This is a genomic window from Methylobacterium sp. NFXW15 (assembly GCF_049887755.1).
Classification (GTDB): Bacteria; Pseudomonadota; Alphaproteobacteria; order Rhizobiales; family Beijerinckiaceae; genus Methylobacterium.
Genome location: NZ_JAGEKG010000004.1, coordinates 271,712 through 297,379 on the forward strand (window position 1 = coordinate 271,712; position 25,668 = coordinate 297,379).

The following is a 25,668-nucleotide window of genomic DNA, read 5'->3' on the forward strand; positions in this document are numbered from 1 at the left end:
CATGTGGCGCCCAGGGATTTTGGCGCTTCTCGAAGTCATGCACGGTTCGAGAGCGTGAAACCATTCGTCGGAGCAAAGAGGCGTGGCACTTAATGCTGTGGAGATAGCTCAAAGAACGGTTCGCAACTTCGCCTTCAATGCCCCCAATTAACGAGCGCACCACCTTTCCATGAAATGACGAGGCCGGGGTTCCGAACCGGATCGTGGGGATGATGGGTGTCGCTAAGGGTGTGAGGGGCGCGTTCCCGGACCTCGTCCGGCGCGCGCGCGCGTCCACCAAGGCCTTCGCGAGCGAGCGGCGCGGCGGAGTCGCGTTGATCTTCGGCCTGTCGCTTCCGGTGCTTCTCGGTCTCGTCGGCGGAGGTATCGACTACGCGACGCTCGTCGCGCGGCGGTCCCAATTGCAGAACGCCGTCGATACGGGCGTGCTGGCGGGCGGCAACGCACTCAAGCTCGCATCGTCCAGTGACGCCTCGGTCAAAGGCGTCGTCGAGCAGATGGTCGTCACCAATGCGCGGACGCCGTCTGATCGCGAATTGACGATCACCGTCGAGGTAGGGGGCGACAGGACCAGCGTCTTCGCCAGGGCCGTCGACAGCGTACCGCTGTCCTTCGGCCGTTTCGTCGGCCTCGGCACGCAGACTGTCGCGGCTCAGGCGAAGGTGAGCATCGTGGGCAAGATGCGCCTGTGCATGCTCACTCTCGATCCGATGGCGCCCGGCGCGTTCAATCTGCAGAAGAACGCTCAGGTCACCGCGCAGGGCTGCTCGCTCTATTCGGATTCCGAGAACACCGCCGGGATGGTCGGCGGCGACAGTTCGATGGCGCGGGCCGAGACGATCTGCTCGGCGGGCGGCTATCTCGGCGTGCGCGCGAATTTCTCGCCGACACCGCAGACGAGTTGCCCGCCCATCGCCGATCCGCTCAAGGACCGGCCCGTACCCCCGTCTGCCTCGTGCCCATCTTCCACCCTGGCGAGACTGCTGACTCCGCTTCTCGGCGGGATGCGCATCTTCTCGAACACGACCCTGGAGCCGGGCACCTATTGCGGCGGCATCTACGTGATGGGCAACGCGCATGTCACGCTGAAGCCGGGCATCTACGTCATCAAGGAAGGGCCGCTTCTCGTGACCAATTCGGCCACGTTCAGCGGCACGGATGTCGGCTTCTATTTCAGCGGCAACAATACCGGCCTGCTGTTCAACAAGGGCAGCACCATCAGTCTGACGGCGCCGACCACGGGCGTGATGGCCGGGCTCCTGATGATGGAGGATACCCAGGTCGGCAGCATCCTCGATCCGGCCATCCTCCTGAACGCCCTTCTGCCGATCAATCCCGTCTCGCTGACGCCTCCACCGCTCGGCAGCACGACGCCCATGCGCAACTACCGGATCATCAGTGACAATGCTCGCACAATGCTCGGCACGATATACCTGCCGGCGGGCCGTTTGGTGATCGATGCGAGTCGGCCGGTCTCGGATCAGTCGGCCTACACCGTCGTCGTGGCCCGGCAGGTCAATCTCTACGAGGGACCGAACCTGTATCTGAACGCCAATTACGAGGGGACCAGCGTACCCGTCCCAAAGGGTGTGGGCCCGCTCAACGGCAGGGTGGTGCTGTCGCAATGATGCTGTCTTACGCGGCCGGACTGACGGGAGGCTCGTGGTGCAGGCCCTGATTCTCGACGACGCCGAAATGAATAACCTGCTGATGGTGCAGGCGCTGAAGCCGGTCGCAGATTGCGAGCCCGTGACCTTCACCTGCCCGGAAAAGGGAATCGCCTATCTGCGCGAGAACGCGGACAGGATCGGCGTGGTGATCACCGATTACGACATGCCGAAGCTCACCGGCCTCGACGTCATCACCGCCGCGCGGGCCGTGCCGGGCTTCGCGCATGTGCCGATCGTCATGGTCACGAGCCTCGACCAGCGCAGCCTGCGCCACCAGGCGCTGCGGGCCGGGGCGACGGATTTCCTCGGCAAGCCCTGCGATCCGATCGAGATTCAGGCTCGCATCACCAACCTGATGAAGATCAGCGCCGCCCATCGCCAGGAACAGGACCGTGCCGCCTGGCTCGCCCGCGAGGTGGCGAAGGCGGTGGCGGTGATCGAATCCCGCGAGCAGGAGATCATCGCCCTGCTGATGCGCGCCGCCGAGCATCGCGACACCGATACCGGCGATCATATTGCCCGCGTCTCGTCCTATGTCGGGGTGATCGCCCGCAACCTCGGATTCGACCCCGATCGGCTGCGGACGCTGAAACTCGCCTCCACCATGCACGATGTCGGCAAGATCGGCGTGCCCGATTCCATCTTGCTCAAGCAGGGCCCGCTCTCCGTCGAGGAGCGGGAGGAGATGCAGAAGCACGCCGAGCGCGGGCGCAGGATCCTCGAAGGCAGCAAGTCGGACATCGTGAAGCTCGCCGCCGAGATCGCAGAGAGCCACCACGAACGCTGGGATGGCACCGGCTACCCGCGCGGCCTGAAGGGCGAGGAGATCCCGCTTTCCGGCCGCATCGTCGCAGTGGCGGATGTCTTCGACGCCTTGGTTTCGGAGCGCCCCTACAAGAAGGCTTGGCCGCTGGAGCGGGCGCGCGCCTTCCTGTCCGAGCAATCGGGCCAGCATTTCGATCCGCGCTGCGTCACGGCCTTCCTCGAAGGGTGGGACGACGTCGAAAAAACCTGGGCGCAGGCTGCCTGAGACCAGCGCCCCCGGGCGATGCCACTCACGAGACGGGACCGGGCGAATGCGGAGCATGAAGCGGGCGTGGCTGAAGCCGGGACGCTCCATCGCCGGGCGCATCGCCCTCGTCGTGACGGCGGCGGTCACGGCGGCTCTGGTTCTCACCTCGATCCTGTCGGTCTGGCGCGAACTCGACCGAATCGGCGACGAGCAGCAAACGGCCCTGACCACCATGGCGGAGGTCTTCGCCGCCGGCAGCGCCCGCGCCGCCCTGGAGAACGACGCCGCCGCCGCGAACGCGACGCTGCGTGCCATCGGCGGACGGCAGGGCATCGTCTACGGAGCGATCGAGCGCCCGGACGGCTCGGTGCTGGGAGAGCAGGGCCTCGGTCTGCGCCTGAGCTCGGACGCCGCGCTCGACGGCCATGACCTCTCGCTGATGAGCCTGTTCGGAACGCGCACCCTGCGGGTCGAGGCGCCGATCAAAGAGAACGGCGCCGTCATCGGCCGCGTGATCCTCATCAACGAATCCCAGTACATCTCGGACCGGATCAAGGAAGCGGCCAGGAGCACCTTGCTGGTCGCCCTGCTCGCCGTGGCGATCGGCATCGGCGTGTCCCTGCAGATGCAGCGCAGCGTCACGCGCCCGCTGGCGCAACTGGCGGGAACCATGGACGCCGTGCGCCTGCGCCACGACTACACCCGTCGCGCCCCCATCTCGGCGGACGACGAGGTCGGGCGCCTCGCGCGCACCTTCAACGACCTGCTCTCGGCGGTGAACGAGCGCGATGATCGTCTTGCCGCCCATAGCGCCCATCTCGAACAGGAGGTCCGGGCCCGCACGGCGGACCTCAGCGAAGCCAAGCAGGTGGCCGAAAGCGCCAACGCCGCGAAGTCGACCTTTCTCGCGACGATGAGCCACGAGATCCGTACCCCCATGAACGGCGTGCTGGTGATGGCTGAACTCCTCGCGAGTTCGGACCTGCCCGCCCGCCAGCGCCGCTACGCCGACGTCATCGCCCGTTCCGGCAAATCGCTGCTCGCGATCATCAACGATATTCTCGACTTCGCGAAGGTCGAAGCGGGCAAGCTCGAACTGGAGCGCGTGCCGGTGAGCCCGTCCGAGGTGGCCGACACGGTGGTGACGCTGTTCGCCGAGAGGGCCCGCAGCGCCGGACTCGACCTCGCGGCGAATGTCGCGCCCGAAGTCCCCCGCGCGATTCTCGGCGACCCGGTTCGACTCGGGCAGGTGGCGAGCAACTTCGTCTCGAACGCGCTGAAATTCACCGCCCAGGGGCATGTCGCCCTGCGGCTCGACATCGATCCTGCCGACGGCTTCCTCGTACTCGCCGTCACCGACACGGGCATCGGCATTCCGCAGGACAAGCTCGCGACCATCTTCTCGGCCTTCTCGCAGGCCGATCAATCGACCACCCGCCGCTTCGGCGGCACGGGACTCGGCCTCTCCATCGCACAGCGTATCGTCGAGACGATGGGCGGCAGCGTCGGCGTCACCAGTGAGGTGGGCGTCGGCTCGACCTTCTTCGCCCGGATTCCCGTCGACCCGGTCGAGGCGCCCGCGAACATCGCGCGCCATCCCGATGTGCCGATGAACGTCGTCGTTCAGGCGGGCGGTTCCGCGACGCGGGCGGTTCTCAAGGCGAGCCTGAAGGCCGCCGGTTTCGCTCCGACCGAGATGGACGGGCAAGGATCGGCCCATTGGATTCTCGACGCGAAAGCCCTGGTCGCCCGGCGCAGGCGGCCGGATGGTGCAGCGCGTATCCTGGTCCTCGGACAGCCGGGGGAGGGCGCGGCGGACGATGCCCTGCGGCAAGGCCTCGCCGACGAGATCCTCCGCTGGCCGGTCACACAGGCGGAGTGGCAGCCGGTTCTCTCCGCTCTGGCCGAAGGCCGCGCCTTCGCGGTGCCGGGCACGCGCATCGCACAAGCCGATGTCCTGCCTCGCTTCCCTGGAATGCGAGTGCTGGTGGCCGATGACAGCGCCGTCAATCGCGAGGTCGCCTTGGAAGCCCTGTCCCGCTGCGGCGTGACCGATGTGGTAGCCGTCGAGGACGGTGCCGCCGCCGTCGCGGCTGTGGGGGCGCAGATCTTCGATCTCATTCTCATGGATGGCAGCATGCCGGTGATGGATGGCTTCACCGCCGCCCGCACCATCCGAGAGCAGGAATCCGCCTGGGGCAGCCGCCGCACGCCGATCATCGCCCTGACGGCCCATGTTCTCGCCGATGCCGCTGAAGCCGTCGAGGCAGCACAGATGGACGGGATCCTCGCCAAGCCCTTCACGCTGAAGCAGCTCGCAGCCCTGCTCGAACGCTATGCCGAGGGGGCGAACGCCGACTCAGGCATCGTCGTCACGCCGCCGCAGGGGCGGGCGGAACCGGAGGGGCTGCTGGACGAGGAGGTTCTCGAAAGTCTGCTCAGCCTTGGGGATGGCGAATTCCTCAGCCGCATCGTCGGTCTCTATCGCAGCCAAACACCCGTCGCTCTCGCAGCTTTGCGCGAGGCGGTGGCCGTTTCGGACCAGCAAGCCATCGCGAGGGCGGCACACAGCCTGAAATCCATGAGCGCGAATATCGGCGCATCTATTCTGGTCGAGCGGCTTAAGACCATCGAGACGGCCGGACGCGAGGGCACCTACGCCGGAACACCAGGCGATTGTGACGCCCTGGATAAGCTGCTCGCCGCGACCATCCTTCTCCTCGACCAGCGGACGGAGCGTAGCCGGGCCGCAGCCTGAGGTGCAGCATGGCTTCATCCCCGAGCCGCCGCGAGATCGCAGCGACTCTCGCTGCCGCAAGCGTGCTGGCGGCACGGCCGGCGAGGGCGGAGGAGCGCCCGGTCTCGATCGTCATGCTGCTCTATCCCGGCATGACGGCCCTCGATCTCGTGGGACCTCAGGAATTGCTGGCCGGTCTTTCGGCGGGCAGCCTGACTCTGGTCGCGGAGATAAAGGGTCCGATCCAGAGCGATACGGGTCTCGGATTGGTCGCCACCGCGAGCTTCGAGGAATGCCCGCGCGACCTCGACGTCCTCTTCGTGCCCGGCGGCGATGGGACGCCAGCGCAAATGCGCCACGCTCCGACGCTCGCTTTCCTGCGCGACCGGGCGAGCCGCGCTCGCTACATCACCAGCGTTTGTACCGGATCGTTGATCCTCGGCGCGGCCGGACTTCTCGATGGCTACCGCGCCACCAGTCATTGGTGCGTACGTGACAGCGTGCTGCCCCTGTTGGGTGCCATTCCCGTGGCGGACCGGATCGTCACCGACCGCAACCGGATCACCGCAGCGGGCATCTCGGCGGGGCTCGACTTCGCCCTGGCCCTGGCCGCGCGGCTGCGCGGGGAAGAGTATGCTCGCACTGCGCAGCTCGTAGCGGAATACGCGCCGCAGCCCCCGTTCGATGCGGGAAGCCCCGCCACGGCGAGTCCAGCCGTCTTGCGGGGCGCAGAGGCGATCCTCGCCGATCTCGTCGCCGGTTCGTTGGCCGCTGCGAAGGCGCGGTGACCGGCGGTCGCGGGTTCTGGCCAGACCCTGGAACTCGCCTAGATTTTGTAGGCAAAGCAGCGCATCCCAAACGATCGGGGAGCCCAGCCATGACCTCATTCGTATCCGGTAACGTCCAGCGCCGTCAGGCGCTTCTCCTCGTTGGCGCCGCCATGGCAGGCGGCGTCGGCCGCGCGATGGCGGGCGAGACGAAGGCGACGACCTTTTCCTTCGAAAGGCCAGAAGGCGGGGTGCTGCCGCTCTCGGATTACACGGACAAGCCGATCCTCGTCGTGAACACTGCGACGGCTTGCGGCTATGCAGGACAATTCGTCGGGCTTCAGGGGCTCTGGACCCGGTTCGGGTCGCGCGGTCTCATGGTGATCGCGGTGCCGTCACCCGATTTCGGCAATCAGGAGCCGTTGGACGGCGTCGCCATCGCGGAGGCGGCGCGCAAGAACCATGGCGTCACCTTTCCCGTCGTGTCGAAGGTCCATGTGAAGGGCCCCGCGGCCCATCCCTTCTATCGCTGGGCAGCGACGGAAAAGCCGGGCTCGGCACCAGGCTGGAACTTCCACAAGTACCTCGTCGCCCGCGACGGCAGTTTGCTCGCATCGTTCCCGCACACGGTCGATCCATCCGATGCGCGCATCATCACGGCCATCGCGAGCCAGCTTCCCGCAGCGTAAAATTTTCAAGGCCGCTGAAACTTTCCGGCGGCCTTCCTCCGTACCGCCCCTGACGCCCCAATGCGGGCGCTTCATTCAGGGAGCCACTATGTCCAAGACCCTTCTCCGCGTCGGCCTCGCCCTCGGCCTCGCCTTCGCCGCCGCCCCGGCCATGGCCAAGAACCCAATGGTCGGCGGCGCGCCGATGTACGCGAACAAGACGATCGTCGAGAACGCCGTCAATTCGAAGGATCACACCACGCTGGTCGCGGCCGTGAAGGCGGCAGGCCTCGTCGACACGCTGTCCGGCCCCGGCCCCTTCACCGTCTTCGCACCGACCAACGCCGCCTTCGCGCAACTGCCGCCAGGCACGGTCGAAAACCTCGTTCAGCCGCAGAACAAGGCGCAGCTCACCGCCATCCTGACCTACCACGTCGTCCCGGGCGTCTACGGTGCCAAGGAGCTGATGGCTGCGGTCAAGCAGGGTGGCGGCCAGGCCGAGCTGAAGACCGTGCAGGGCGAGCCGCTCATCGTCACCACCAAGGGCAAGGCCGTCATGGTCACCGATGCCAAGGGCAACACGGCCAAGGTCACCATTCCGAACGTGCGCCAGTCCAACGGCGTCATCCACGTCATCAACGGCGTGCTGCTGCCCTGATCCGGCCGCGGGTCCCGGTTTCACCGGGGCCCGCCCCACTCATTCGCGGACGAGCTTGCCGGAATAGATCACGGGCCCAGTCGGGGCCCCGGTCGGCGAGCCGCCCTTCGGCTCCACCGACACAGCAAGGCTTCCGCCCTCGGCCCCTTCCCGCAGAGCAGCCGGAATCGGTCGGCGAGCCGTCGCATCCGTGACGAGCCCGAGCGAACGCGGCGCGGCACCCGCACCGACATACCAAAGCTCCAGGCTGTGATCCCGCGGCGTTTCGGCGGCGAGGCTGCGCACCTGAACCGTGCCACCCCCGAGATCGACCGTCACGATCAAGGCCGGAAGCGCACCGCCCCGATCCACCACTGCCAGATACCGCGTTTCATCGACCGCTTGGCGCGGGCCGATGGCGATCCACAGGGCGAGTCCGGCCGCCAGAGCGGTCGCCGCCCCCGCCGCGAACCGCCAGCGCAGCAAACCCCTTTCGAGCTTGGCCAGGCGAGCCCGTTCGAATTCCTCGCGCGCCCCACCGGTCCTCGCCTCGATGGCAGCCCAGGTTTCCGGCGCAGGCGTTGCGGTCGGGATGGTCTCGGCGAGCGGCAGAAGCCGCTCCTCCCACGCGGCGACACGGGCGCGCAGGCTCGCATCCTGCTCCAGAGCCCGCGCAAATGCGGCATGCTCGTCAGGAGGCAGGGTACCGAGGACGTATTCGCCCGCGACCCCCTCTGGATCCTCCGCCCAAGGTGTGGAGGTGCTCATGCGGCCTCCAGGCAGCCGCGCAGGTTGATGAGACCCCGGCGCAGCCAGGTTTTGACGGTATTGACCGGGCAGTCGTAGCGCGCTGCGAGTTCCTCGCGCGACCATCCCTCGCAATAAGCAAGCACGATGCACTCGCGCTGAGGCGGCTCCACCCGTTCGAGGCAAATCGTAAGGGCGTCGCGCTGGGCGAGATCGGTTTCACCGTCCTGCCGGTCGGCCAAACGCTCCAGCACACCGTCCTCGACTTGGGTCAGCCGTGAGGACTTGTCCTGGCGAAAACGGTCGATGGCTTGGTTGCGAGCGATGGTGACGAGCCACGGCATCGGCGCCCCGGCCTGGGGATCGTAACGGCCTGCCCTCTGCCAGATGCGCACGAAGACCTCCTGAAGGGCGTCTTCCGCCGCGCCTCGATCCTGAAGGATACGAAGGATGATCCCGAGAAGTTTCGGGGCTACGGCCTCATAGAGCGACCGCAGTGCGACGCGGTCGCCGCGTCCCACGGCGCCGATCAATCGACCGAGATCAGCATCGGCCACCCGCTCGCGGTTCGGCAACGCTCCCCCCTCAATGGCAGGTGCGGCCCAGCCGCCCTGCCTTTCCCGCGCGCCATAGCACAGGAATGCCGTCAAGGCTTAGGGGGAAAGCGTTATCGGCATCAGAAGAAACACCGGACCCTGGGCGCAAGCACCCCATGAAACGGCCGAAGGCTCGTCTCGCTCAGTCTCGGGTTTTGGATGACAACGGTTTAAAGTGAGGTGGCTGGGGGACCTGGATTCGAACCAGGACTAGAGGAGTCAGAGTCCACCGTTCTACCGTTAAACTATCCCCCAACAAGCCGATGTCTCGGCTGCGTCTCCCGTCGGTGTATGGTGGCCGGGAGAGGTGCCCGGGCGTTACCGCCGGGATGCGGTCAGATAGGGGGAAAGGATCGGCGGGTCAACTGGCTTGACGGGCCTTTCTGTGCGTCGCCGCGTGTCAACCCATACTCGACCAGAGCAGGGCGAGGATTGCACCACCCGCGAGATTGAAGATCGCGGCCCATAACCAGACACCCCGAAACACCTTGCTCGGCAGGCGAGGGCGGTGAGCGCCGGTCCTGTAGCGGTTGCGGTCGTCCGGTGTCGGCCAGATCGCGCCCTTACGTCCGGTCAGGTGCCGCGTGAGGCTTTCGGGAAGGCCGGAGTCTCGCTCGCCGGGCCGTTTCATCCTTGCCTCCCGCCGGTCGTCAATGGCTGCGCCTGCGCAACCGTCCACTCTGAGCGATCTTTCGGAACGCGCCCGCCACCTGTTCCGCCGAATAGGGTTTGCGCACGAGGTCGAAGCCGTGGTCGTCCTCACGGGCGAGCACGTCACTGTAGCCCGATGTCAGCACGACCGGCAGGTCCGGATGGCTGACCCGGAGCCGCTTGGCGAGTTCGATGCCCCCCATCCCCGGCATCACGACGTCCGAAAAGACGGCCTCGAACCGGAACGGCACCCGCTCGATCTCGGCCAGGGCTTCTTCGGCATTATGCGCCCATACGATGGAGTGTCCCAGATCCTCCAGGATCTGGGTGCAGAAGCGCCCGACTTCCAGATTGTCCTCGACCACAAGCACACAGAGGCTTCGGCCTTCCAGCTCCTGCACCTCATCGGCCTCGTCGGGCGCCGGGCAGGCCGAGGCCTCCGCCTCGGGCAGGTAGAGGGTGAAGACCGTGCCGTGCCCCACCGTGCTCGTCACCTCGACATCGCCGCCCGACTGCTTGGCAAAGCCGATCACTTGGCTGAGCCCGAGCCCCGTACCGCGCCCCACCTCCTTCGTGGTGAAGAACGGCTCGAAAATGCGGGAGAGGTGTTCCTGGGGAATGCCGCAGCCCTGATCGACCACCGACACGGCGACGAACGGACCCGACGCGCCGGCATGGCCGCGTATCGGCGGAAGCGATTGGCCGCGCGCAACGCGGATCGCCATCTCGCCTTCGCCACGCATGGCATCGCGGGCGTTGACCGCCATGTTCACGAGGGCCGTCTCGAACTGGCTCGCGTCGGCGCGGACATAGCAGCGGCTCGTGGGCTGCTCCGTGCGCACCTTGATGCGGGCGCCCGTCACCGAATTGAGCATGTCGGCCACCTCATCGAGGCGTGCGCCGACATCGAACACCTCGGGCTTCAGGGCTTGCCGCCGGGCGAAGGCGAGGAGCTGGCCTGTGAGCTTGGCGGCCCGGTCCACCGTGTCGGACATCGCGTCCATGTACCGGATGCGCCGTTCCTCCGGCAGGTTCGGGCGGCGCAGGAAATCCACCGACGAGCGGATGATCGTCAGCAGGTTGTTGAAGTCGTGGGCGACTCCGCCCGTGAGTTGGCCGACCGCCTCCATCTTCTGTGCCTGACGCAGGGCGTCTTCGGCGTTTGCCAGCGCCTCCGCCTGCTCCTTCATCACAGTGACGTCGCGCACCGTCGAATAAATCTTGCCGTCCTTCGAGACGGCGTTCCACGAGAGCCAGCGATAGTGGCCGTCGCGGTGGCGATACCGGTTCTCGAAGGCGAATTGCGAGGCGCCCCGCGTGAGACCGTCGGCGGCGGCGCGCGTGGTCTCCACGTCATCCGGATGGACGAACGCCAGGAAGGGGCGGGCTTTCATGTCCTCGGCGCTCCACCCCAGCGTGGCGCTCCAGGCCGGGTTGAGGCTGACGATATAGCCCTCGAAGTTCGCGACGCAGAGAAGGTCGGTAGAGGCCTTCCAGATCTGGTCGCGCTCGGCGGTGCGCTCCGCGACCTGCTGCTCCAGCGTCGCGTTGAGGTTGCGCAAGGCCTGTTCGGCGGCGCGAAGCTCGGCGATGTCGGTATTCGTGGCGAACCAGCGCTCGATCGAGCCGTCCTCATCCCGGATGGGCACCATGCGGGTGAGAAACGGGCGGAACGTTCCGTCCCGGCCGCGCAGGGGGAAGGTCATCTCGAACGGTTCGCCGGTCGAGAGCGACCGGTTCCACCGGCTCAGCACCTCGGGAAGGAAGGCCGGATCGTGCGCGGTGGTCCAGCCCCAGCCGAGAAGAGAATCCGGCGTAGCGCCAGTGTAGTCGTACCAGCGGCGACTACACCAATAGACATGCCCGTCCGCCCGGCTCATCCAGCACAGGATCGGGATGTTGTCAGCCAGAACTTCGAATTCGAAGGCCTGCTCCCGCAGGGCCGCCCGGACCTTGTCCCGCTCGGCGACGAGCGTCCGCCGCTCGTTGAGGTCGATGAGGACGCCGGGGAAGGCGAGGGGCTTACCGTCGGGAGTCAGGTCCACCCGGCCATTGGCTTCGAGCCAATAGTATTTCCCATCCGCCCGGCGGACCCGGTACTGGTGGGAGTAACTACCGCCGCGTGCGATGGCCTCATCGAGGGCTGCCTGAAGGCCGGGCTTGTCGTCGGGATGCACGGTCGCCGCGATCTGCGTCAGGCTCAAGCCCGTGCGGCCGATGACGGGATCCAGGCCGAAGCTGCGTGCGAAGGCTTCGTCGACGGTGAAGCGGTCGTTCGAAAGGTCCCAGAACCACGTGCCGATGATCGCACCGGCGGCAAGCGCGATTTGCACCCGGTCCACGTTCTCCCGCGCCAGGGCCTCGCTGACTTCCAGGCGCTCCTGCTGCACGCGGCGAGCGGTGATGTCCCGGTAGAACAGCGCCAGCCCGTCCTTCACCGGATAGGCGCGGATGTCGATCCAGCTGACACGCCCGTCCTCGCCTTTGGCGGCATGCTCCATGGTGAAGGGCTTCGCCTCGGCGAGCGCCTCAAGATAGGCCGCTTCCAGCACCGGATCGGCGTCAGGATAGGCCTCGCGATAGGGGCGTCCGACGATCTCGTCCCGGCTGCGCCCGTCCATGCGCAGGCCCTCGGCGTTGATGTCCACGAGGTGCATGTCGCGCCCGAGCAGGGCGAAGGCCTCGCCCATGTTGTCGAGCACGTCATGCGCCCGGTCGCGCTCGGCCCGCAGGGCGTCCTCGAAGTCGCGCTGGCGGCGCTCGGCCTTCATACGCTCCGTCGTCTCGTTGGTCAGGATGAACAGACCCGCGACCCGCCCCTCCGAGTCGAGGACGCGGGAGTAGGAAAAGCTCCACCAGGTCTGTGCATCGCCCCGGTCCGTATTCAGCGTCCAGGGCAAATCCTGGAAACGGGTCGAGCGGCCCGCGCAGGCCTCGTCGATGATCGGCTTGGCCTGATCCCAGCCGTCGGCCCAGACCTTGTCGAACCGCTCACCCATCGCCCAGGGCAGGCGAGGGCCGAGCAGCGGAAAGTAGGTTTCGTTGAAGAAGAAGCTGAGCTCCGGCCCCCAGGCCAAAATCATCGACTCGGGCGAGTTCAGTACGAGGCTCAAGGCCGTCCGTAGTTCCGGTGGCCAGGTCTCCGGCGCGCCGAGGGGATGGCCGGTCCAGTCACGCTCCCGGATCATCCGCGCGGCTTCACCGCCGCCCGCGAGGAAGGGCAAGGTCTCAGTCAACGAACCAGCCCCGCGCGGGAGACATCCATGACGCCGTGCCGGGTACGATGTTCGCGAGCCGCATGGACGGGCCTATGACCAACGGCGCCGCCACACGCAAGCGCGACGAAGCCTCACAGACGTGTCGTTCGTCAGGCGATGCCGAGAAACCGGATCAGTGCAAGGCTGATCGCCACGAGCACCACGAGGGAAGCCGTTACCGAGAGGGTCACCCGGCCGCCGACCCTGGCGAGGACACGCACATCCACGCCGAGCCCGAGGGCCGCCATGGATAGCACGGTGAGAAACCCCGCGAGATGGGTGATTGGTTGCACAGCGGAATCCGGAATCCACCCAAGCGAGCGCAAGCTCGCAAGGACGAGGAAGCCGAGGATGAACCAGGGCACCAGCTTGGTGAAGGGCAGGCGTCCCTTGCGGACAGCCGTGCCTGCAGGGCGGCTCTGATCGTGTGGCAGGTGCGGCGCGATCAGCGAGAAGGCCACGACGACCGGGCCGAGCATCAGAACGCGCACGAGCTTCACCAGGGTGCCGACCTGGGTGGCGAGCAGGCTGACCGGCACGGTGGCGGCCAGCACTTGCGGCACGGCGTAGACGGTCAGCCCGGCAAGCACCCCGTACTGGTTGTCGCTGAGCCCGGCCAGCGGCACGAACAGCGGCAGTCCGAGCACCATGAGCACGCCGAGCACGGCAGTGAAGGCGATGGAGGCGGCGATGTCCTTCGGCTCGGCGTCGATCACGGGCGCGACCGCGGCAATGGCGGAGTTTCCGCAAATGGCGTTGCCGCAGGCCACGAGGATCGCCATCCGTTCCGGCAGGCCGAGGAAACGGCAGATCCCGTAGCTCGCGGTGATCCCGATGGCGACCGTCGCCACGATGCCGCCGATCAGAAGCGGGCCGGACGCCAGAATTGCCCCAAGGCTCAATGAGGCGCCGAGCAGGGTGACGGCGACCTCGAGCAGTTGCTTGGCCGAGAAGGCGATGCCGGTCCGGAAGCGCGCTCCCGGCGACCAGACCGTCCGCACCGCGATGCCGAGGAGGATCGCCAGGACGAGGGCCTCGACATAGGGGTGGGAGAAAATCCTTTCCTCGACTGCCTGCCCCGACATGGCGACCAAGGAGATGGCGAGGCACAATCCGATACCGGGAAGGACCGAGTGAGAGCGGGCGGCCTCGGCCTGGACCGGCGTGTTCGCGGATGCTTTCGAGCGCACGATCAACCTTCCGCCCTGCCGGAAAAGAAAATGGTCGTCGCCGGGCCGCCGGGGAGAAGGACACTCTCCCATCCGCCCGAACTTCGGAATACGCGTCCATTGCACGAAACCGCCCTGAGCGCGACATATCTGCCTATGCGCAACCCGTCGTCCCTCCAGGCCGAGACTGCCTACGATCCGTTCGGCGAGCCTGTCGCTGAGGGGGTGGCCCGTGCCTGCACGACCAGCGCGGGCGACCGCACGGCGCGCCGGATCGGCGGTGCCGTGTTCTGGAGCCTGGCGCTGGCGATCCTGGCGGGCCGCATCTATGCATCGGACCTGCCCGTGGCGCACACGGTTCTCGCCTACGCGACGCAGCTCGTCAGCTTCAACTGACGAATGCTATTCCGCCCGGGCTGCCGCAAGGTGACGGCAACCGGGCGTTTCTATGTGTAATCTGTATTCACTCGGCCGTCAGGGCCCTGCCGCTCTTCGCGCCTACTTCGGCGCCGAGCACGACGAGACCGGCAACATGCCGGAGCTTCCGGCGATTTTTCCGGACCAGATGGCGCCGGTCGTCCTCGCGGGGGAGGGCGGACGAACCCTGACCATGATGCGCTGGGGCATCCCCGGGCCGAAGGCCTTCGGTGAGCATCCGGTTACGAATGTCCGCAATGTCGCGTCGCCGCATTGGCGGCCGTGGCTGAAGCCTGCCTATCGCTGCCTCGTCCCAGCGGCGTCTTTCTCGGAATACGCCGACACCAAACCGCGCAAGACACCGGTGTGGTTCGCTTTGAACGAGGACCGCCCTCTCTTTGCCTTCGCCGGAATCTGGCGCCCCTGGACAGGCGTGCGCGGAACGAAGGCCGAGAATCCCGAGCGATCGGAAGCCGAGCACAGGCTGTTCTCGTTCCTCACCACGGACGCGAACGGCGTTGTGGGGCCGGTCCATCCGAAGGCGATGCCGGTCCTGCTGACGAAGCCCGAGGAATGGGCTTCCTGGCTCGAAGCCCCCACCGCCGAGGCCTTGACGCTGCAACGTCCGCTTCCGGATGACGAGATGATCGAGGTCGCCCGCGGCGCCCGTCAGGATCCTTAGCGTCCCCCTCTTCGACCTTGCAAGCGCAGCGAAGCAAGGACGATAGCGATGATCAGCCTTTACTGCCAACGCTCCAAGACTTCCTCCGTGGTGAGTGTGTGCACCTGATGCCGGTAGCGCATCCGGTACATCACCATGAGGGCATCGTGGGCTTCATCGCAGGATGAGCACAGCGCGTCCGAGACGAGAATGATCCGGTAGCCGAGATCGACCCCGCCGAGCACGGCCGCGAGCACGCAGACATCCGTCTCCGTTCCCGTCACGACCAGGGTATCGACGCCGCGTGACCGCAGGCGTTCATCGAGATCGGTTCCGAGCCAGGGGGAATAGACCCGCTTGTCGAGGATGTCGGCGGGCGGCGCGTAGCGCGCGAGGCTCGGCACGATATCGATGAGGCCCGGCGCGAGATTCTGCACGGTCATGCTCGCCCAGCGCTCGTAATAAGAGGCCCAGGTCCCCTGACCCTCGCCCGGCCGGTCGGCGGGAAGGAAGCGGGTGAGGATGGTCCGGTCCGGGTGGGCCGCGACCAGCTTTTCGACCCGTGGCAACACCCTCGGCATCCAGGGCGTCCGCCAGTCGGTCTCCTCCGCGAACATGCGCTGCATGTCGATACACAGATGAAGGCAGGTGCCGGTCAGCTCTTCGACGACAGGGGTGCCGTCGTCGCCGGAGAAGTTGCCGCTGGAGGGGAGACAGGGTTCGCTCATCCAAGCGCAATCACGCGACGGAGCCAGCGTTCCTGGCGGCGACAACCGGCCGCCGGGAAAGGACGAGCGCGAGCGGTGGTTCACCCTGGATCAGCCAGGGGCCGGAATGGACGCGCACATCGCGACGACGCCGAACACGGCCGAGGCGAACCCCGCCGAACTCACGCTCCGCGGCGTGATCCTCGGCGCCGCCATCACGATCATCTTCATGGCCGCCAACGTCTATATGGGCCTGAAGACGGGCATGACGTTCTCGTCCTCGATCCCTGCCGCAATGATCTCCATGGGGGCGCTGCGCCTCATGGGCGGGGCGGACATCCACGAGAACAACATCGTCCAGACGCAGGCTTCGGCGGCGGGCACCCTGTGCAACATCATCCTGGCGTTGCCCGGCCTCGTCTTGATCGGCCACTGGCACGGCTTCCCGTTCTGGCAAACCACCGCCGTCTGCGGCATCGGCGGATTGCTCGGTGTCGCCTTCTCCATTCCCCTGCGCCGCGCCCTCGTATCGGGCGCGGGCCTTCCCTACCCGGAAGGTGTCGCGGCCGCCGAAGTGCTGAAGACCGGGCAGGGCGAGGCGGGGGCCAGGGGCCTGCGCGTCCTCCTCGGCGCTGCCGGGGCAGCCGGGCTGATCGGGCTCGCCTCCAACGGCCTGAAGCTCTTGAGCGAGAGCGTCAGCGGCGCGGTGAGCCTCGGCGGCGCAGTGTTCCGCAGCGGCACGGGTTTCTCCCTCGCTCTGGTCGGCGTCGGCTACCTCGTCGGCATCGGTGCATGCCTCGCCCTGTTCACGGGCGTCGTCATCGCGTGGGGCATTGCCGTTCCGGTCCTGACCGCCCTGTCCCCCGATGACGCCAAGAGCGCGAAGGAAGTGTCGGAAGCGATCTGGTCCGATCAGGTTCGCCTGATTGGAGCGGGGATCATCGCGGTCGGCGGTCTCTGGACCGTCGTCTCGCTGGGCAAGCCGATCTTCGACAGCATCCGCTCGGCCCTGTCCGATGCGGGCGGCGGTGCGGGCGCGCTGCGCGACGATCTCCCGCGGGAGGAGCGCGACCTGCCGATCACCTGGGTCGCGGCAGGAATCGCGATCCTATGTCTGCCGCTCGCCGCGACCTTCACCGCCTTCGCCTGGGGAGCAGGGCTCGGCGGTGGTCTCGCGCTTCTTGTCCTCGGCGTCACGCTCTTCGCGGTGTTGTTCGGCTTCCTGATGGCCGCCGCCTGCGGCTACCTCGCGGGACTGCTCGGTTCCTCATCGAGCCCCATCTCGGGGATCGGCGTCCTCACCACCATGGCGACGACGCTCCTGCTGACATGGGCCATCGGCTCGGTCACGGGGCCCGAGGGCGAGAACTTCGCCACCGGCACGGCGCTGCTCCTCACCGCGCTCATCGTCACCACCTCCTCCATCGCCAACGACAATCTGCAGGATCTGAAGACAGGACAGATCGTCGGCGCGACGCCCTGGCATCAGCAGGTCGCCCTGCTCATCGGCGTCATCGTCGGCTCCCTGGCGATCGCCCCGCTTCTCTCCCTGCTCTACGAGGCCTACGGCTTCGTCGGTGCCCCCGCGCATGAAGGACAGGATGGGGCAAGCGCCCTGCCTGCGCCTCAGGCCGCGCTGATGACGCAGATCGCAGACGGCATCGCCAACGGACACCTGCCCTGGATGATGGTGGCGATCGGCGCGGGGCTCGGCGCGGTTCTGGTCGTCGTGGAGGCGAGGTTGCGGAAGCGCGGCCTGACCTTCCCGGCGCTCACGGTCGGCATCGGCATGTATCTGCCCCTTTCCGTCGAGGTGACGATTGCCGTCGGCGGCGTGCTCGGCTGGCTCGCGGAAAGACGCCTCCGCGCGACCACCGGGGAAGAGCGGCAGGACGAGGTCGTGGCCGATGCGAGGCGGCGGGGCGTGCTGCTGGCCTCGGGCTTCCTCGTGGGGGAGAGCTTCGTCGGGGTGCTTCTCGCGGCGGCCGACCTCGCGGCCGGACGGGGTTCGTCGCTCGCCCTGGTGGGGCCGGATTTCCACCGCGCCGCCGCGTGGCTCGGGGCCGCGACTTTCGCGGCCGGTCTCGCCGTCACCTATCGCCTCGTCTCGCGCCCGGCGTGAGGGGGCAGGAACGCTGCGCTCTCGCGTGGGGTTCACGGGTGACGTGACCAGACGGGGGGACCATCCGGCACGAGATCTCTCCACGATGCAAGATTCGGATACTGCGCTCATCGCCCTCGTCGATGGGCTCAAGGACCTCGGTTACGGCTTCACCACGGTCACGCCTGCGACGCACGCGCGGATCAACGCCCGGCCCGGAGCTGAGCGAGCCCGTAGCCTGCGCGACGTGTTCGGCTGGAGCCGCCCCTTCGAGGAAGCCATTCTACCACCCGCCCTGTTCGAGCCGATGCGCGACGCGGGTCTCCTCGTCAGGGAGGACGCGTTGTGGCGGGCGACAATCCGCGTCTCCAGCCTCGACGGCGAGCTGTTCCTGCATTCTGCCTATCCGCCGAGCGCGACGGACGCGGTGTTCTTCGGCCCCGATACGTTCCGCTTCGTCGGCGCGGTGATCGGGCACCTCGCCACGCGGTCCCGGCCGATCCGGCGCGCCGTCGATATCGGCACAGGCTCGGGGGCAGCGGGGATCGCCATCGCCAAACGCGCTTCGGAGGCCGACATCGTTGTCGTGGACATCAACCCAGCCGCGTTGCGCTTCGCCTCCCTCAACGCGAACTTGGCCGGAGTGCAGGTCGAGCCCCGGCAGAGCAATCTGCTCGACAATGTTTCGGGCGAGTTCGACCTCATCGTCTCCAACCCCCCCTTCATGATCGACCGGGCGGGCCGGTCCTATCGCGACGGCGGCGGGGCATTGGGCGAAGGGCTGTCACTCGCCGTGGTGGAGGCGGCGGTGCGCCGCCTCGCGCCGGGCGGAACGCTGATCCTGTTTACCGGCGCGGTGATCGTGGAGGGCGACGACCGGTTCCGGACAGCTGCGACCGCCGCCTGTGAAGCCGCCGGGCTCGATTGGACCTACCGCGAATTCGACCCCGACGAATACGGGGAGGAACTCGACGAGCCTGCCTATGCGGCGGCCGAGCGGATCGCCCTCGTCATCCTCACGGCCACGCGGGCCACGGCATGAGCGATCCCACCTTCCTCGCCGACGTCCTCGCCGGCCTCTCCCAGACGCCGAAGCATCTTCCGGGCAAGTACCTCTGGGACGAGGCGGGCTCGATCCTGTTCGACCGCATCTGCGGAAGCCCGGATTACTACCCGACCCAGTGCGAGATGGCCCTTCTCGCCCGCGTGGCTCCGGCCATCGCAAACCGGATCGGGCCGCGTTCGACCATCGTGGAATTCGGCAGCGGCGCGAGCCGGAAGATCCGTGTTCTGCTCGACACCCTGCACGATCCGGCTCGTTACATCGCCATCGATATCTCGGGCGAGTATCTCGAAGCGTCTCTCAGGACGCTCGCGGCGGATTACCCGGACATCGCCATGGTCGCGGTGCGGGCGGACTACTCCCGGCGGGTCGATCTGCCAGTGAGGCGAGGGGAGGGACACGTGCTCGGCTTCTTCCCCGGCACCAGCATCGGCAACTTCGCCCCGGAGGAGGCGACGGCCTTCCTCGCGCGGGCCAGGGACACGCTGGGTCCGAGTTACTTCCTCGTCGGGGCTGACACGACGCAGGATGAGGACCGTCTCGTCTCCGTCTATGGTGGCTGCGGAGGGCTGATGGAGGCGCTTCACCTCAACATCCTGTCGCGGATCAACCGCGAACTCGGCGCCGATATCCACCTCGACGCGTTCCGGCACGAGGCGCGGGTCCTTCGCGACGCGTTTCGGGTCGAAGCTCACCTCGTCGCCAAGCAAGCGACGCGGTGGCATCTCGGAGGTCGGGAAATCACCTTCGCGGCTGGGGAAAGCGTGCGAACCGATACGTCGCACAAATACCCAGCCGAAGCCTTCAGGGGGCTCGCCGAACGAGCGGGCTGGACGGCGGAAGAAAGCTTCGTCGATTCCGCTGGCTTCGCCCTTCACCTGCTGCGGTGCTGAAGAAGCCTCAAGAGGCGAGGCGTGCGCCGCCCTGGGAGCCGAGGCCGTGAGCCTTGGCGAGGCTCGAACGCCGCTCGCTGTAGGCGGCGGCGACCATCGGGTAGTCGGAGGGAAGGCCGAACCGTGCGCGATACGCATCGGGCGTGAGGCCGTTGGCCGTCAAGTGGCGCTTCAAAGTCTTGTAGGCCCGGCCATCGATGAAACTGATCAGCCGGTCATGCTGCACGGACTTGCGGATCTGCGCGGCGGTGATGGCGGGCGCAGCCTCCTCGGCGGAAGCGACTCCACCCTCGGACAGGGCCAGCAGCGCCGCGTGCACCTTGCCGATCAGGGCGGGGAGATCTGATATCGCGACATGGTTGTGCGCGACGTAAGCGACCACGATGTCGCTAGCCATGTCTATGAAAGCGGAGCTCTGCTCCATAATGTCCTCGGCCCAAGCTGTTACAACGATCGAACGTTCTCATGATGAGACATGGAGCGCGCCAACTCAAGTTGGATTTATTGTGCAGGCCTTCTTCTTGGGGACATCTCGGTGGACAGGCTGTTGCTGTCACTTCTGCTTGCGTCAGCAACCGTTACAGATTGCCTTACCTGCGGACTTCCCGCCTTTCACCAGCTTCTGCATCGTATCCTCGCGATCGTAGTTGCCGGCAGCGATGGCGGAGGGGGCAGCGGTAGCCGCGGCCGGCGTGGATTCGCCGTTTTCGCCGCGGGCGATACGAGCCATGAGCGGAACCTGGGTCTTCACGGCGCCGGGCTTCAGGGCTTCCCAGTGGCTGCGTGCGCGTTCGGAGGCGGACAGGGCAGCGCCAGGATCGACACGGCCTGCGGCTCCCTGGGGAATCGGGCGAACGAGATCACCCGGCATCCTCTCGGTGGCCGGGGCAGGTTCGAAGCCAGGTGGCAGCGCGGCCGCGCGGTTGTCCCCGGCAGAGGCAGCGACGTCTGCCCGAGATGCAGCCGACGCCTCGACCATCGCTTGCGGCGGAAGCGAACTGTAGGCCGCCGGACCATTCCGCGAACCTAAGCTGCAGCCCCCGGCAGCAACGGAAAGGCCAGCGATGGCGATAAGCGTCATTCTCATAGCTATACGCGGATGCCCTCGGAGGCCAAAAAGACCCAAGCGTAGCCTTAACACTCTCTTCAGAATCAAGGCAAACTGCGTAAGGGTGGCCATCCCGTGCCTAAGCGGCACGGATACTCAGCCCTTCGGACCGCAATATCGAAACGGCGGCCGAAGACTCGTGGTCGAACGGGCTTTGGTCTGCCAGCAGAATGAGACCCAATCGTGTCGCGCTAGGCCGGGCCGGGCCGGGTCTGGCCGGTTCAAATCAACCAAATTTGGTATAACGTCACTGTGACGGTGATATATTTGTGGAACAGGGAATGTCGCGTATAGTGCCTGAAAGCGGCACGGGGCGAGGACATTCAGTGTCGGACCAAGAATGCTCCCTGGCTCTGCAGCCGGCGCTGTCGACGACACTTCTGAAGATTGCCGAGACGCTTGGCTGCTCGGTCAAGGACTTTTCGGACGAGGACGGACTTATGGTCCGCGAGTCCGGCATCGAGCTCATGAGCCTCTGGGCGAAGCTGCCGGACGAGACATCGCGCCTCCGTCTTCTGGCCGTAGCCCGCTCTCTCGCGAAAGGAAACGGGCCGACGCGGAGCATCGGCCCGGGATAGAGTGAGCTACACCGGCAAACGGCCATCCGGCGAATACCGGTCGATGGCCGAAGGCAACTCCCGAGACAGGCGGGACAGGAGAGCCGCACGGCTCAGGCCGGTCTGCCGGGTCAGATGGTCGAGGGTCTCCGGGCCGATCGCCCGCTCCAGATCCGCTTCCGCCATCTCGCGGTTCGGGCCGTGATTGATCCACGAAGTGGCGGTCTCTCCGTGGCCGCCCTTGGTGAAATGGTCGACGAGTTCGCTCAGGCCGCTGGCGATCAGGCCTCCGACGCCCGCCGTGCCGACACCACCGAGAATGCCCGACAAGTTCGACGGCCCACGCGAATCGTGGCCGACGGGTACGTCGCGGACGGGCGGGACCGGCGAGCGGTGCGGCTCGTTCGAGTGGCTGCCGAGCCATTCGGAGATCTTGTCCCGGTTCTGGAAGCCCGCCACGGCGAGGAGCCCCAGAAGGGCGGTCATCGAGGGATATCCCTTGCTCATCCTATTCTCCATCGGCGTCATCGGCGGGCGAGCCCGCAGGTTCGTCGGGGTGGCGGGGCCGAGACGAGCGGCCCCGCCGAACCGGCTCAGTGTTTGCCGGTGACCTTGTCGGCGAGGTTTTTGGCGCCGTCCTTGACGTCTCCGACGGTCTTCTGGGCCTCGCCCTTGAGTTCCTGGGCCTTGCCCTCGGCCACGAGCTTGTCGTTGCTGGTCATGTTGCCCACGCCCTGCTTGACGTTGCCGACGGCCTCGTTGGCCAGACCCTTCAGCTTGTCGGTGGTGCTGCTCATGGATTGTCTCCTGTGGTGGGGGAGGGATGACCGCCGTTCTCGAAGGCGGCCGGCAGTGAACGGGGTCAGAGGTGGCAGGCGTCGGCGGCGACCGAAGCCGAATTCGAGTCGGTCGTCTGTCGTTTCACGCTATTGCTCCGAGCATCCTGTGCGTCACATGATAAAAGCCAGCAGTGCACAGCATTCCCATGTTGCAGAAATAGCAATTCATCAGAACGCAATGACAAACCTGCGCTTTCATCTGGCAATTTAACGCCTTCCGAGGCTCCGCTCATCGACGAAACAGATGTGGATGGCGCGACCACCTTCAATGGTAAAAAAGTACCGGTAATGTGAAATTCAAGCACCGGAGATATGGATCGGGAAGCCGTTCTCCCGTCCCCACACCACGGCCTCCGTCCGCTTGTGAACGTTGAGCTTGCGATACAGTGCAGCCCCATGGTTGCGGACGGTGTTGCGCGATAGGCCAAGCTTTCGCGCGATCGCTGCATCGTCGAGGCCGGAGCAAATCAAGTTCAGGATCTGTCGCTCGCGGGAGGTGAGATCGGGCACCAACGGGTCGGGTTCGGGTCGGCTCGGCCGCCGCAGGTTGGCGAGCTTCTCGATGAGCCCGCGGCTGAACCACGACGTGTCCGCCATCACCGTCTCGATGGCGTCGAAGAGCTCCCGCTCCGTATGCTTGCGGTCGGTGATGTCCTGCATCACCAGCAACACAAAGGTCGTGTCGTTGATCTCGACGCGCTCGGCGGAAGCGAGACAATCGAGGTTGTGGCCGTCGTCGTGGCGCATGCACACTTCGACGCCGAGCACATAACCCTGCCGTTCAAGGGCTGACTCGAAACCCGCCCGTTGTGCCTCGTTGACCCACAGCCCCACGCCGTCGAGGGAGCGGCCGATGATCCGGTCCTCGCCAATCCCGAAGACGCGGCCGAAGGCCTCGTTGATGCTCATGACCTGAAAATCGCTCGCCCGCGCCAAAACAGTCGGCACCGGCGTCAGGCGGAAGGCCTTGGCGAACCGTTCCTCGCTCTGACGCAGTGCCGCTTCAGCCTTCCGGCGCAATTCGAGATCGGCGAAGGTGAAGAGCATGCAGGGCTCTTCACCCATTTCGATCGGCTGGCCGGCCACGATCACGAAGCGCCTTCCGCCATCGGAAAGCTCGAGGCAGGCTTCCATCTGCGGAACGGTAGCCCCCTCTTTCAGTCGAGCAATCCCGAGTTCGCGATTGCGGGCATTCGCCAGGACATCGAGCTCGTAGACGCTGTGTCCGATGACGTCTTCGCGGGTATGCCCCGTCATTTCCAGGAAGCCGTGGTTCACCTTCACGTGCCGGAGATCTGACAATCGCGTGATGATGGCGGGCGCTGGGTTGGCGGCGAAGGTCTTTTCGAAGCGCTCCTCTGCCTCGAACTGTTCGGATACGTCCTTCAGGATCAGGGCAAGGCAGCTCGGCTTGCCGTCGTGACCGGTCGCGACGAGGCTGCGCAGCGAGTGCACGAAATCGACGCCGGGTCGGTCGGTGCGCGTCACTTCAACGATCACGTCGTGAAACGACTCGCCCGCCACCACCCGCTCGATCGGATAGCTGTCGGGTGTGCGGTTGTTGCGATAGCGAAGGGAAAACCGCTCGCGATAGGCATCGATGTTCGAGCCGAGCTCGTCGAGACTCTCGGCACCGTGCATCGCGAGGGCCGCTTCATTGGCGTAGGCGATGGTCTGGTCCGGCTCGACCAGGATCACCCCCTCACTGAGGCCAGCGATGATCTGCCGAAGCTCATGCCTGTCCACGCCTGTCGTCACAACCAGTGCCGCTCTTTCCAAGCTTGAGGCCGCCGATAAGGCACCGCGGCGGCAACGGGCTGCGGGCGGTCGAGTTCCCTTAAATTCGATCCTTTCACTGGTATTGTCGTATCATTGAAAGCGTCAGAAGCGACCAAAGATTAGTCGCTTCCTGGCCGTCCCCGCGCTGTAGCGGTGCAGGCGGCTTCACCTCGTTTCGACAGGTGCGCCTTCCCTTGCAGCAGGCCATTGAAATTCTTGAACCCTCCGACGAACCGTCCGACGTGGCGGCGTTCGTCTTCGCCGAACTGGGACAGCGCCTCAGGGAGTATTATCCCGAGGCCGCGCCGATCGAACCGGACTCACGGCTTGGAAAGGTTCTGTCCCGGCTGACTCGAATCCTCGGCGCCACGGAGGCCAACGGTCCGGCGGTAGCTTTCAGCCAGGAACTCATCGGCATCGTGCCGCGCCTGCGCCGCTACGCCACCTCCCTGACCCGCGACGCGATCGAGGCGGACGACCTCGTCCAGATGACGCTTCTGAAAGCGTGGGAATTTCGGGACCGGTTCGAGCCGGGCAGCAACCTCGTCGCGTGGCTGTTCACGATCCTGCGCAATGGCCACATCAACGGGCGCCGGAAATACTGGCGGGAGGTGGCGGATCCGGATGGCGCCCATGCGGGGACGCTGGCCGAACCGGCCGCGCAGGAACACAAGGTCGAGCTTCACGACCTGCAACAGGCTTTGGGCCGCCTCGATCAACCTCATCGCGAGGCGTTGACCCTGATCGCAGTCGAGGGCCTGACCTATGAGGCGGCGGCGGCCATCCTCGGCTGCCCGCCGGGTACGGTGAAGAGCCGCGTCAGCCGCGCGAGAGACCGACTGTCCCACGAGCTGGGTGTCGTGTGATTTCTCACATCAAGCTCATTTTCCCGCGAAATCGCCTTATACCAGTAGAATAATCTCAGGCGGATACTCGGAATTACACCCATTTCACTTCCGTAGCCGCTGGAATCGCATGCGGCATCATCTTTTCGCAGAGGTTATGCCGGGCCCAAAGCCTCATCAGGCCCCGGCATGGCCGCGCGGCCGGGTGTACCTCTGCTCCGGGTGTACATTCGGCCCGTTGCCCTTCCGTCGCGACGAACCTCCGGCCCTGGGTAATCTCCCGGCCGGATCCGGTGCGAGCAAACGGCATTACCCACTCGGCCGCTTCGAGGCGGCCTGAATCGAGGAGATCATGAAGACCATTCGGCTCGCGGCTCTGACGCCGCTCCTGCTCATCGCGACCGGCGCCGCGGAGGCGGCTCCCAGTGCCGACCGCTTCGACGGCTCGTGGTCGGTAATCGCGAAGGGGAACGGAACGTCCTGCACCGGGCCGTACAATTACCCGATCGTGATCCGCAACGGACAAGTGGACGATGCGGGCGACAACGACGTCGACGCAACCGGTCGCGCCACCCCGGATGGCGGCATCAGCGGCACGATCCGCCAGGGACTTTCCACCATCACGGTGAGCGGGCGCCTGAAGGGCAAGACCGGCAGCGGCCAGTGGAGCCTGTCCGGCATCACTACATGCAACGGACGCTGGACCGCCCGCCGGGTCGGTTGAGGCGAGCTGCCTTGCGGGATCGGCCGGGGGGTTCTAGCCCGGTCGGGCCGGTGATCCGGCCCG

General features: G+C 66.3%; 24 protein-coding genes and 1 tRNA gene. 13 read left to right on the forward strand and 12 right to left on the reverse strand.

Annotated elements, in window-relative coordinates; all coding sequences use genetic code 11:
- Positions 1 to 209 precede the first annotated feature (209 nt).
- From J4O73_RS11340 to J4O73_RS11365, 6 genes are all read left to right on the forward strand, one after another.
- A complete protein-coding gene (locus tag J4O73_RS11340) occupies positions 210 to 1,628 on the forward strand; it encodes a TadE/TadG family type IV pilus assembly protein (RefSeq protein ID WP_426217328.1) in 1,419 nt (472 codons plus the stop codon).
- A gap of 37 nt (positions 1,629 to 1,665) precedes the next feature.
- Positions 1,666 to 2,700: an HD-GYP domain-containing protein gene (locus tag J4O73_RS11345; RefSeq protein WP_426217330.1), complete on the forward strand. Its 1,035-nt coding sequence runs from the start codon at positions 1,666 to 1,668 to the stop codon at positions 2,698 to 2,700.
- Between the two features lie 46 nt (positions 2,701 to 2,746).
- On the forward strand, positions 2,747 to 5,440 hold the full coding sequence (locus J4O73_RS11350; protein WP_426217332.1) for an ATP-binding protein: 2,694 nt from the start codon (positions 2,747 to 2,749) through the stop codon (positions 5,438 to 5,440).
- An 8-nt stretch (positions 5,441 to 5,448) separates the two neighbouring features.
- The gene (locus tag J4O73_RS11355; RefSeq protein WP_426217334.1) at positions 5,449 to 6,207 is read left to right on the forward strand and encodes a DJ-1/PfpI family protein; all 759 of its coding nucleotides are present in this window, start codon (positions 5,449 to 5,451) and stop codon (positions 6,205 to 6,207) included.
- Between the two features lie 89 nt (positions 6,208 to 6,296).
- Positions 6,297 to 6,875 (forward strand): glutathione peroxidase, encoded by a 579-nt coding sequence (locus J4O73_RS11360; protein ID WP_426217335.1) that lies wholly within the window; start codon positions 6,297 to 6,299, stop codon positions 6,873 to 6,875.
- 88 nt (positions 6,876 to 6,963) lie between these two features.
- Positions 6,964 to 7,512: a fasciclin domain-containing protein gene (locus J4O73_RS11365; protein WP_426217337.1), complete on the forward strand. Its 549-nt coding sequence runs from the start codon at positions 6,964 to 6,966 to the stop codon at positions 7,510 to 7,512.
- A 39-nt stretch (positions 7,513 to 7,551) separates the two neighbouring features.
- On the opposite strand, the gene J4O73_RS11370 is transcribed toward J4O73_RS11365, so the two are convergent.
- The 6 genes from J4O73_RS11370 to J4O73_RS11395 form a co-directional block, all read right to left on the reverse strand.
- Entirely contained in the window at positions 7,552 to 8,259 is a 708-nt protein-coding gene (locus tag J4O73_RS11370) for an anti-sigma factor (protein WP_426217339.1), read from the reverse strand.
- The gene (locus J4O73_RS11375) at positions 8,256 to 8,813 is read right to left on the reverse strand and encodes a sigma-70 family RNA polymerase sigma factor (protein ID WP_426217341.1); all 558 of its coding nucleotides are present in this window, start codon (positions 8,811 to 8,813) and stop codon (positions 8,256 to 8,258) included. Before J4O73_RS11375 ends, J4O73_RS11370 begins: the two co-directional genes overlap by 4 nt.
- Positions 8,814 to 9,015: 202 nt before the next feature.
- Positions 9,016 to 9,089 (reverse strand) — tRNA-Gln (locus J4O73_RS11380).
- 145 nt (positions 9,090 to 9,234) lie between these two features.
- Entirely contained in the window at positions 9,235 to 9,465 is a 231-nt protein-coding gene (locus tag J4O73_RS11385; RefSeq protein WP_426217343.1) for a hypothetical protein, read from the reverse strand.
- 19 nt (positions 9,466 to 9,484) lie between these two features.
- Positions 9,485 to 12,721: a PAS domain-containing protein gene (locus tag J4O73_RS11390; RefSeq protein WP_426217345.1), complete on the reverse strand. Its 3,237-nt coding sequence runs from the start codon at positions 12,719 to 12,721 to the stop codon at positions 9,485 to 9,487.
- Positions 12,722 to 12,852: 131 nt separating this feature from the next.
- Positions 12,853 to 13,932, reverse strand: a complete 1,080-nt coding sequence (locus J4O73_RS11395; RefSeq protein ID WP_426217347.1) for a YeiH family protein — start codon at positions 13,930 to 13,932, stop codon at positions 12,853 to 12,855.
- A gap of 135 nt (positions 13,933 to 14,067) precedes the next feature.
- Here J4O73_RS11395 and J4O73_RS11400 point away from each other — a divergent pair, with 135 nt between their 5' ends.
- On the forward strand, positions 14,068 to 14,307 hold the full coding sequence (locus tag J4O73_RS11400; protein WP_426217349.1) for a hypothetical protein: 240 nt from the start codon (positions 14,068 to 14,070) through the stop codon (positions 14,305 to 14,307).
- A 52-nt stretch (positions 14,308 to 14,359) separates the two neighbouring features.
- Positions 14,360 to 15,010, forward strand: coding sequence for an SOS response-associated peptidase (locus tag J4O73_RS11405; protein WP_426217351.1), 651 nt, complete (start codon positions 14,360 to 14,362; stop codon positions 15,008 to 15,010).
- Between the two features lie 59 nt (positions 15,011 to 15,069).
- Here J4O73_RS11405 and J4O73_RS11410 read toward each other — a convergent pair whose 3' ends face one another.
- Entirely contained in the window at positions 15,070 to 15,717 is a 648-nt protein-coding gene (locus J4O73_RS11410; RefSeq protein WP_426217352.1) for a cysteine hydrolase family protein, read from the reverse strand.
- Positions 15,718 to 15,823: 106 nt separating this feature from the next.
- Here J4O73_RS11410 and J4O73_RS11415 point away from each other — a divergent pair, with 106 nt between their 5' ends.
- The 3 genes from J4O73_RS11415 (at position 15,824) to egtD (ending at position 19,753) form a co-directional block, all read left to right on the forward strand.
- Entirely contained in the window at positions 15,824 to 17,818 is a 1,995-nt protein-coding gene (locus tag J4O73_RS11415) for an OPT family oligopeptide transporter (RefSeq protein WP_426217354.1), read from the forward strand.
- An 85-nt stretch (positions 17,819 to 17,903) separates the two neighbouring features.
- The gene (locus J4O73_RS11420) at positions 17,904 to 18,839 is read left to right on the forward strand and encodes a methyltransferase (protein ID WP_426217356.1); all 936 of its coding nucleotides are present in this window, start codon (positions 17,904 to 17,906) and stop codon (positions 18,837 to 18,839) included.
- Positions 18,836 to 19,753, forward strand: coding sequence for an L-histidine N(alpha)-methyltransferase (gene egtD / locus J4O73_RS11425; RefSeq protein WP_426217358.1), 918 nt, complete (start codon positions 18,836 to 18,838; stop codon positions 19,751 to 19,753). The genes J4O73_RS11420 and egtD overlap by 4 nt, the downstream gene beginning before the upstream one ends.
- A gap of 7 nt (positions 19,754 to 19,760) precedes the next feature.
- Here egtD and J4O73_RS11430 read toward each other — a convergent pair whose 3' ends face one another.
- From J4O73_RS11430 to J4O73_RS11450, 5 genes are all read right to left on the reverse strand, one after another.
- Positions 19,761 to 20,150 carry a MucR family transcriptional regulator gene (locus J4O73_RS11430; RefSeq protein WP_426217359.1) on the reverse strand — a complete coding sequence of 130 codons (390 nt, stop codon included), beginning with the start codon at positions 20,148 to 20,150 and terminating at the stop codon, positions 19,761 to 19,763.
- Positions 20,151 to 20,321: 171 nt separating this feature from the next.
- Positions 20,322 to 20,624, reverse strand: a complete 303-nt coding sequence (locus J4O73_RS11435) for a hypothetical protein (protein ID WP_426217361.1) — start codon at positions 20,622 to 20,624, stop codon at positions 20,322 to 20,324.
- Between the two features lie 821 nt (positions 20,625 to 21,445).
- Positions 21,446 to 21,925, reverse strand: coding sequence for a YidB family protein (locus J4O73_RS11440; protein WP_426217362.1), 480 nt, complete (start codon positions 21,923 to 21,925; stop codon positions 21,446 to 21,448).
- An 86-nt stretch (positions 21,926 to 22,011) separates the two neighbouring features.
- On the reverse strand, positions 22,012 to 22,215 hold the full coding sequence (locus J4O73_RS11445; RefSeq protein ID WP_426217364.1) for a CsbD family protein: 204 nt from the start codon (positions 22,213 to 22,215) through the stop codon (positions 22,012 to 22,014).
- A gap of 339 nt (positions 22,216 to 22,554) precedes the next feature.
- The gene (locus tag J4O73_RS11450) at positions 22,555 to 24,015 is read right to left on the reverse strand and encodes a PAS domain S-box protein (RefSeq protein WP_426217366.1); all 1,461 of its coding nucleotides are present in this window, start codon (positions 24,013 to 24,015) and stop codon (positions 22,555 to 22,557) included.
- A 263-nt stretch (positions 24,016 to 24,278) separates the two neighbouring features.
- On the opposite strand from J4O73_RS11450, the gene J4O73_RS11455 reads away from it, so the two are divergent.
- Together J4O73_RS11455 and J4O73_RS11460 are read left to right on the forward strand one after the other, a co-directional pair.
- Positions 24,279 to 24,902 carry a sigma-70 family RNA polymerase sigma factor gene (locus J4O73_RS11455; RefSeq protein ID WP_426217368.1) on the forward strand — a complete coding sequence of 208 codons (624 nt, stop codon included), beginning with the start codon at positions 24,279 to 24,281 and terminating at the stop codon, positions 24,900 to 24,902.
- A gap of 331 nt (positions 24,903 to 25,233) precedes the next feature.
- Positions 25,234 to 25,605 (forward strand): hypothetical protein, encoded by a 372-nt coding sequence (locus J4O73_RS11460; protein WP_426217369.1) that lies wholly within the window; start codon positions 25,234 to 25,236, stop codon positions 25,603 to 25,605.
- Positions 25,606 to 25,668 lie beyond the last annotated feature (63 nt).

What these genes read in the sequence shown, in the direction of transcription:
- J4O73_RS11340 (WP_426217328.1), top strand. Translation starts at nt 210, where the DNA reads ATGATGGGTGTCGCTAAGGGTGTGAGGGGCGCGTTCCCGGACCTCGTC.
- J4O73_RS11350 (WP_426217332.1), top strand. Translation starts at nt 2,747, where the DNA reads ATGCGGAGCATGAAGCGGGCGTGGCTGAAGCCGGGACGCTCCATCGCC.
- J4O73_RS11355 (WP_426217334.1), top strand. Translation starts at nt 5,449, where the DNA reads ATGGCTTCATCCCCGAGCCGCCGCGAGATCGCAGCGACTCTCGCTGCC.
- J4O73_RS11360 (WP_426217335.1), top strand. Translation starts at nt 6,297, where the DNA reads ATGACCTCATTCGTATCCGGTAACGTCCAGCGCCGTCAGGCGCTTCTC.
- J4O73_RS11365 (WP_426217337.1), top strand. Translation starts at nt 6,964, where the DNA reads ATGTCCAAGACCCTTCTCCGCGTCGGCCTCGCCCTCGGCCTCGCCTTC.
- J4O73_RS11370 (WP_426217339.1), bottom strand. Translation starts at nt 8,259, where the DNA reads ATGAGCACCTCCACACCTTGGGCGGAGGATCCAGAGGGGGTCGCGGGC.
- J4O73_RS11385 (WP_426217343.1), bottom strand. Translation starts at nt 9,465, where the DNA reads ATGAAACGGCCCGGCGAGCGAGACTCCGGCCTTCCCGAAAGCCTCACG.
- J4O73_RS11400 (WP_426217349.1), top strand. Translation starts at nt 14,068, where the DNA reads ATGCGCAACCCGTCGTCCCTCCAGGCCGAGACTGCCTACGATCCGTTC.
- J4O73_RS11405 (WP_426217351.1), top strand. Translation starts at nt 14,360, where the DNA reads ATGTGTAATCTGTATTCACTCGGCCGTCAGGGCCCTGCCGCTCTTCGC.
- J4O73_RS11410 (WP_426217352.1), bottom strand. Translation starts at nt 15,717, where the DNA reads ATGAGCGAACCCTGTCTCCCCTCCAGCGGCAACTTCTCCGGCGACGAC.
- J4O73_RS11415 (WP_426217354.1), top strand. Translation starts at nt 15,824, where the DNA reads ATGGACGCGCACATCGCGACGACGCCGAACACGGCCGAGGCGAACCCC.
- J4O73_RS11420 (WP_426217356.1), top strand. Translation starts at nt 17,904, where the DNA reads ATGCAAGATTCGGATACTGCGCTCATCGCCCTCGTCGATGGGCTCAAG.
- egtD (WP_426217358.1), top strand. Translation starts at nt 18,836, where the DNA reads ATGAGCGATCCCACCTTCCTCGCCGACGTCCTCGCCGGCCTCTCCCAG.
- J4O73_RS11430 (WP_426217359.1), bottom strand. Translation starts at nt 20,150, where the DNA reads ATGGCTAGCGACATCGTGGTCGCTTACGTCGCGCACAACCATGTCGCG.
- J4O73_RS11435 (WP_426217361.1), bottom strand. Translation starts at nt 20,624, where the DNA reads ATGCCGGGTGATCTCGTTCGCCCGATTCCCCAGGGAGCCGCAGGCCGT.
- J4O73_RS11440 (WP_426217362.1), bottom strand. Translation starts at nt 21,925, where the DNA reads ATGAGCAAGGGATATCCCTCGATGACCGCCCTTCTGGGGCTCCTCGCC.
- J4O73_RS11445 (WP_426217364.1), bottom strand. Translation starts at nt 22,215, where the DNA reads ATGAGCAGCACCACCGACAAGCTGAAGGGTCTGGCCAACGAGGCCGTC.
- J4O73_RS11460 (WP_426217369.1), top strand. Translation starts at nt 25,234, where the DNA reads ATGAAGACCATTCGGCTCGCGGCTCTGACGCCGCTCCTGCTCATCGCG.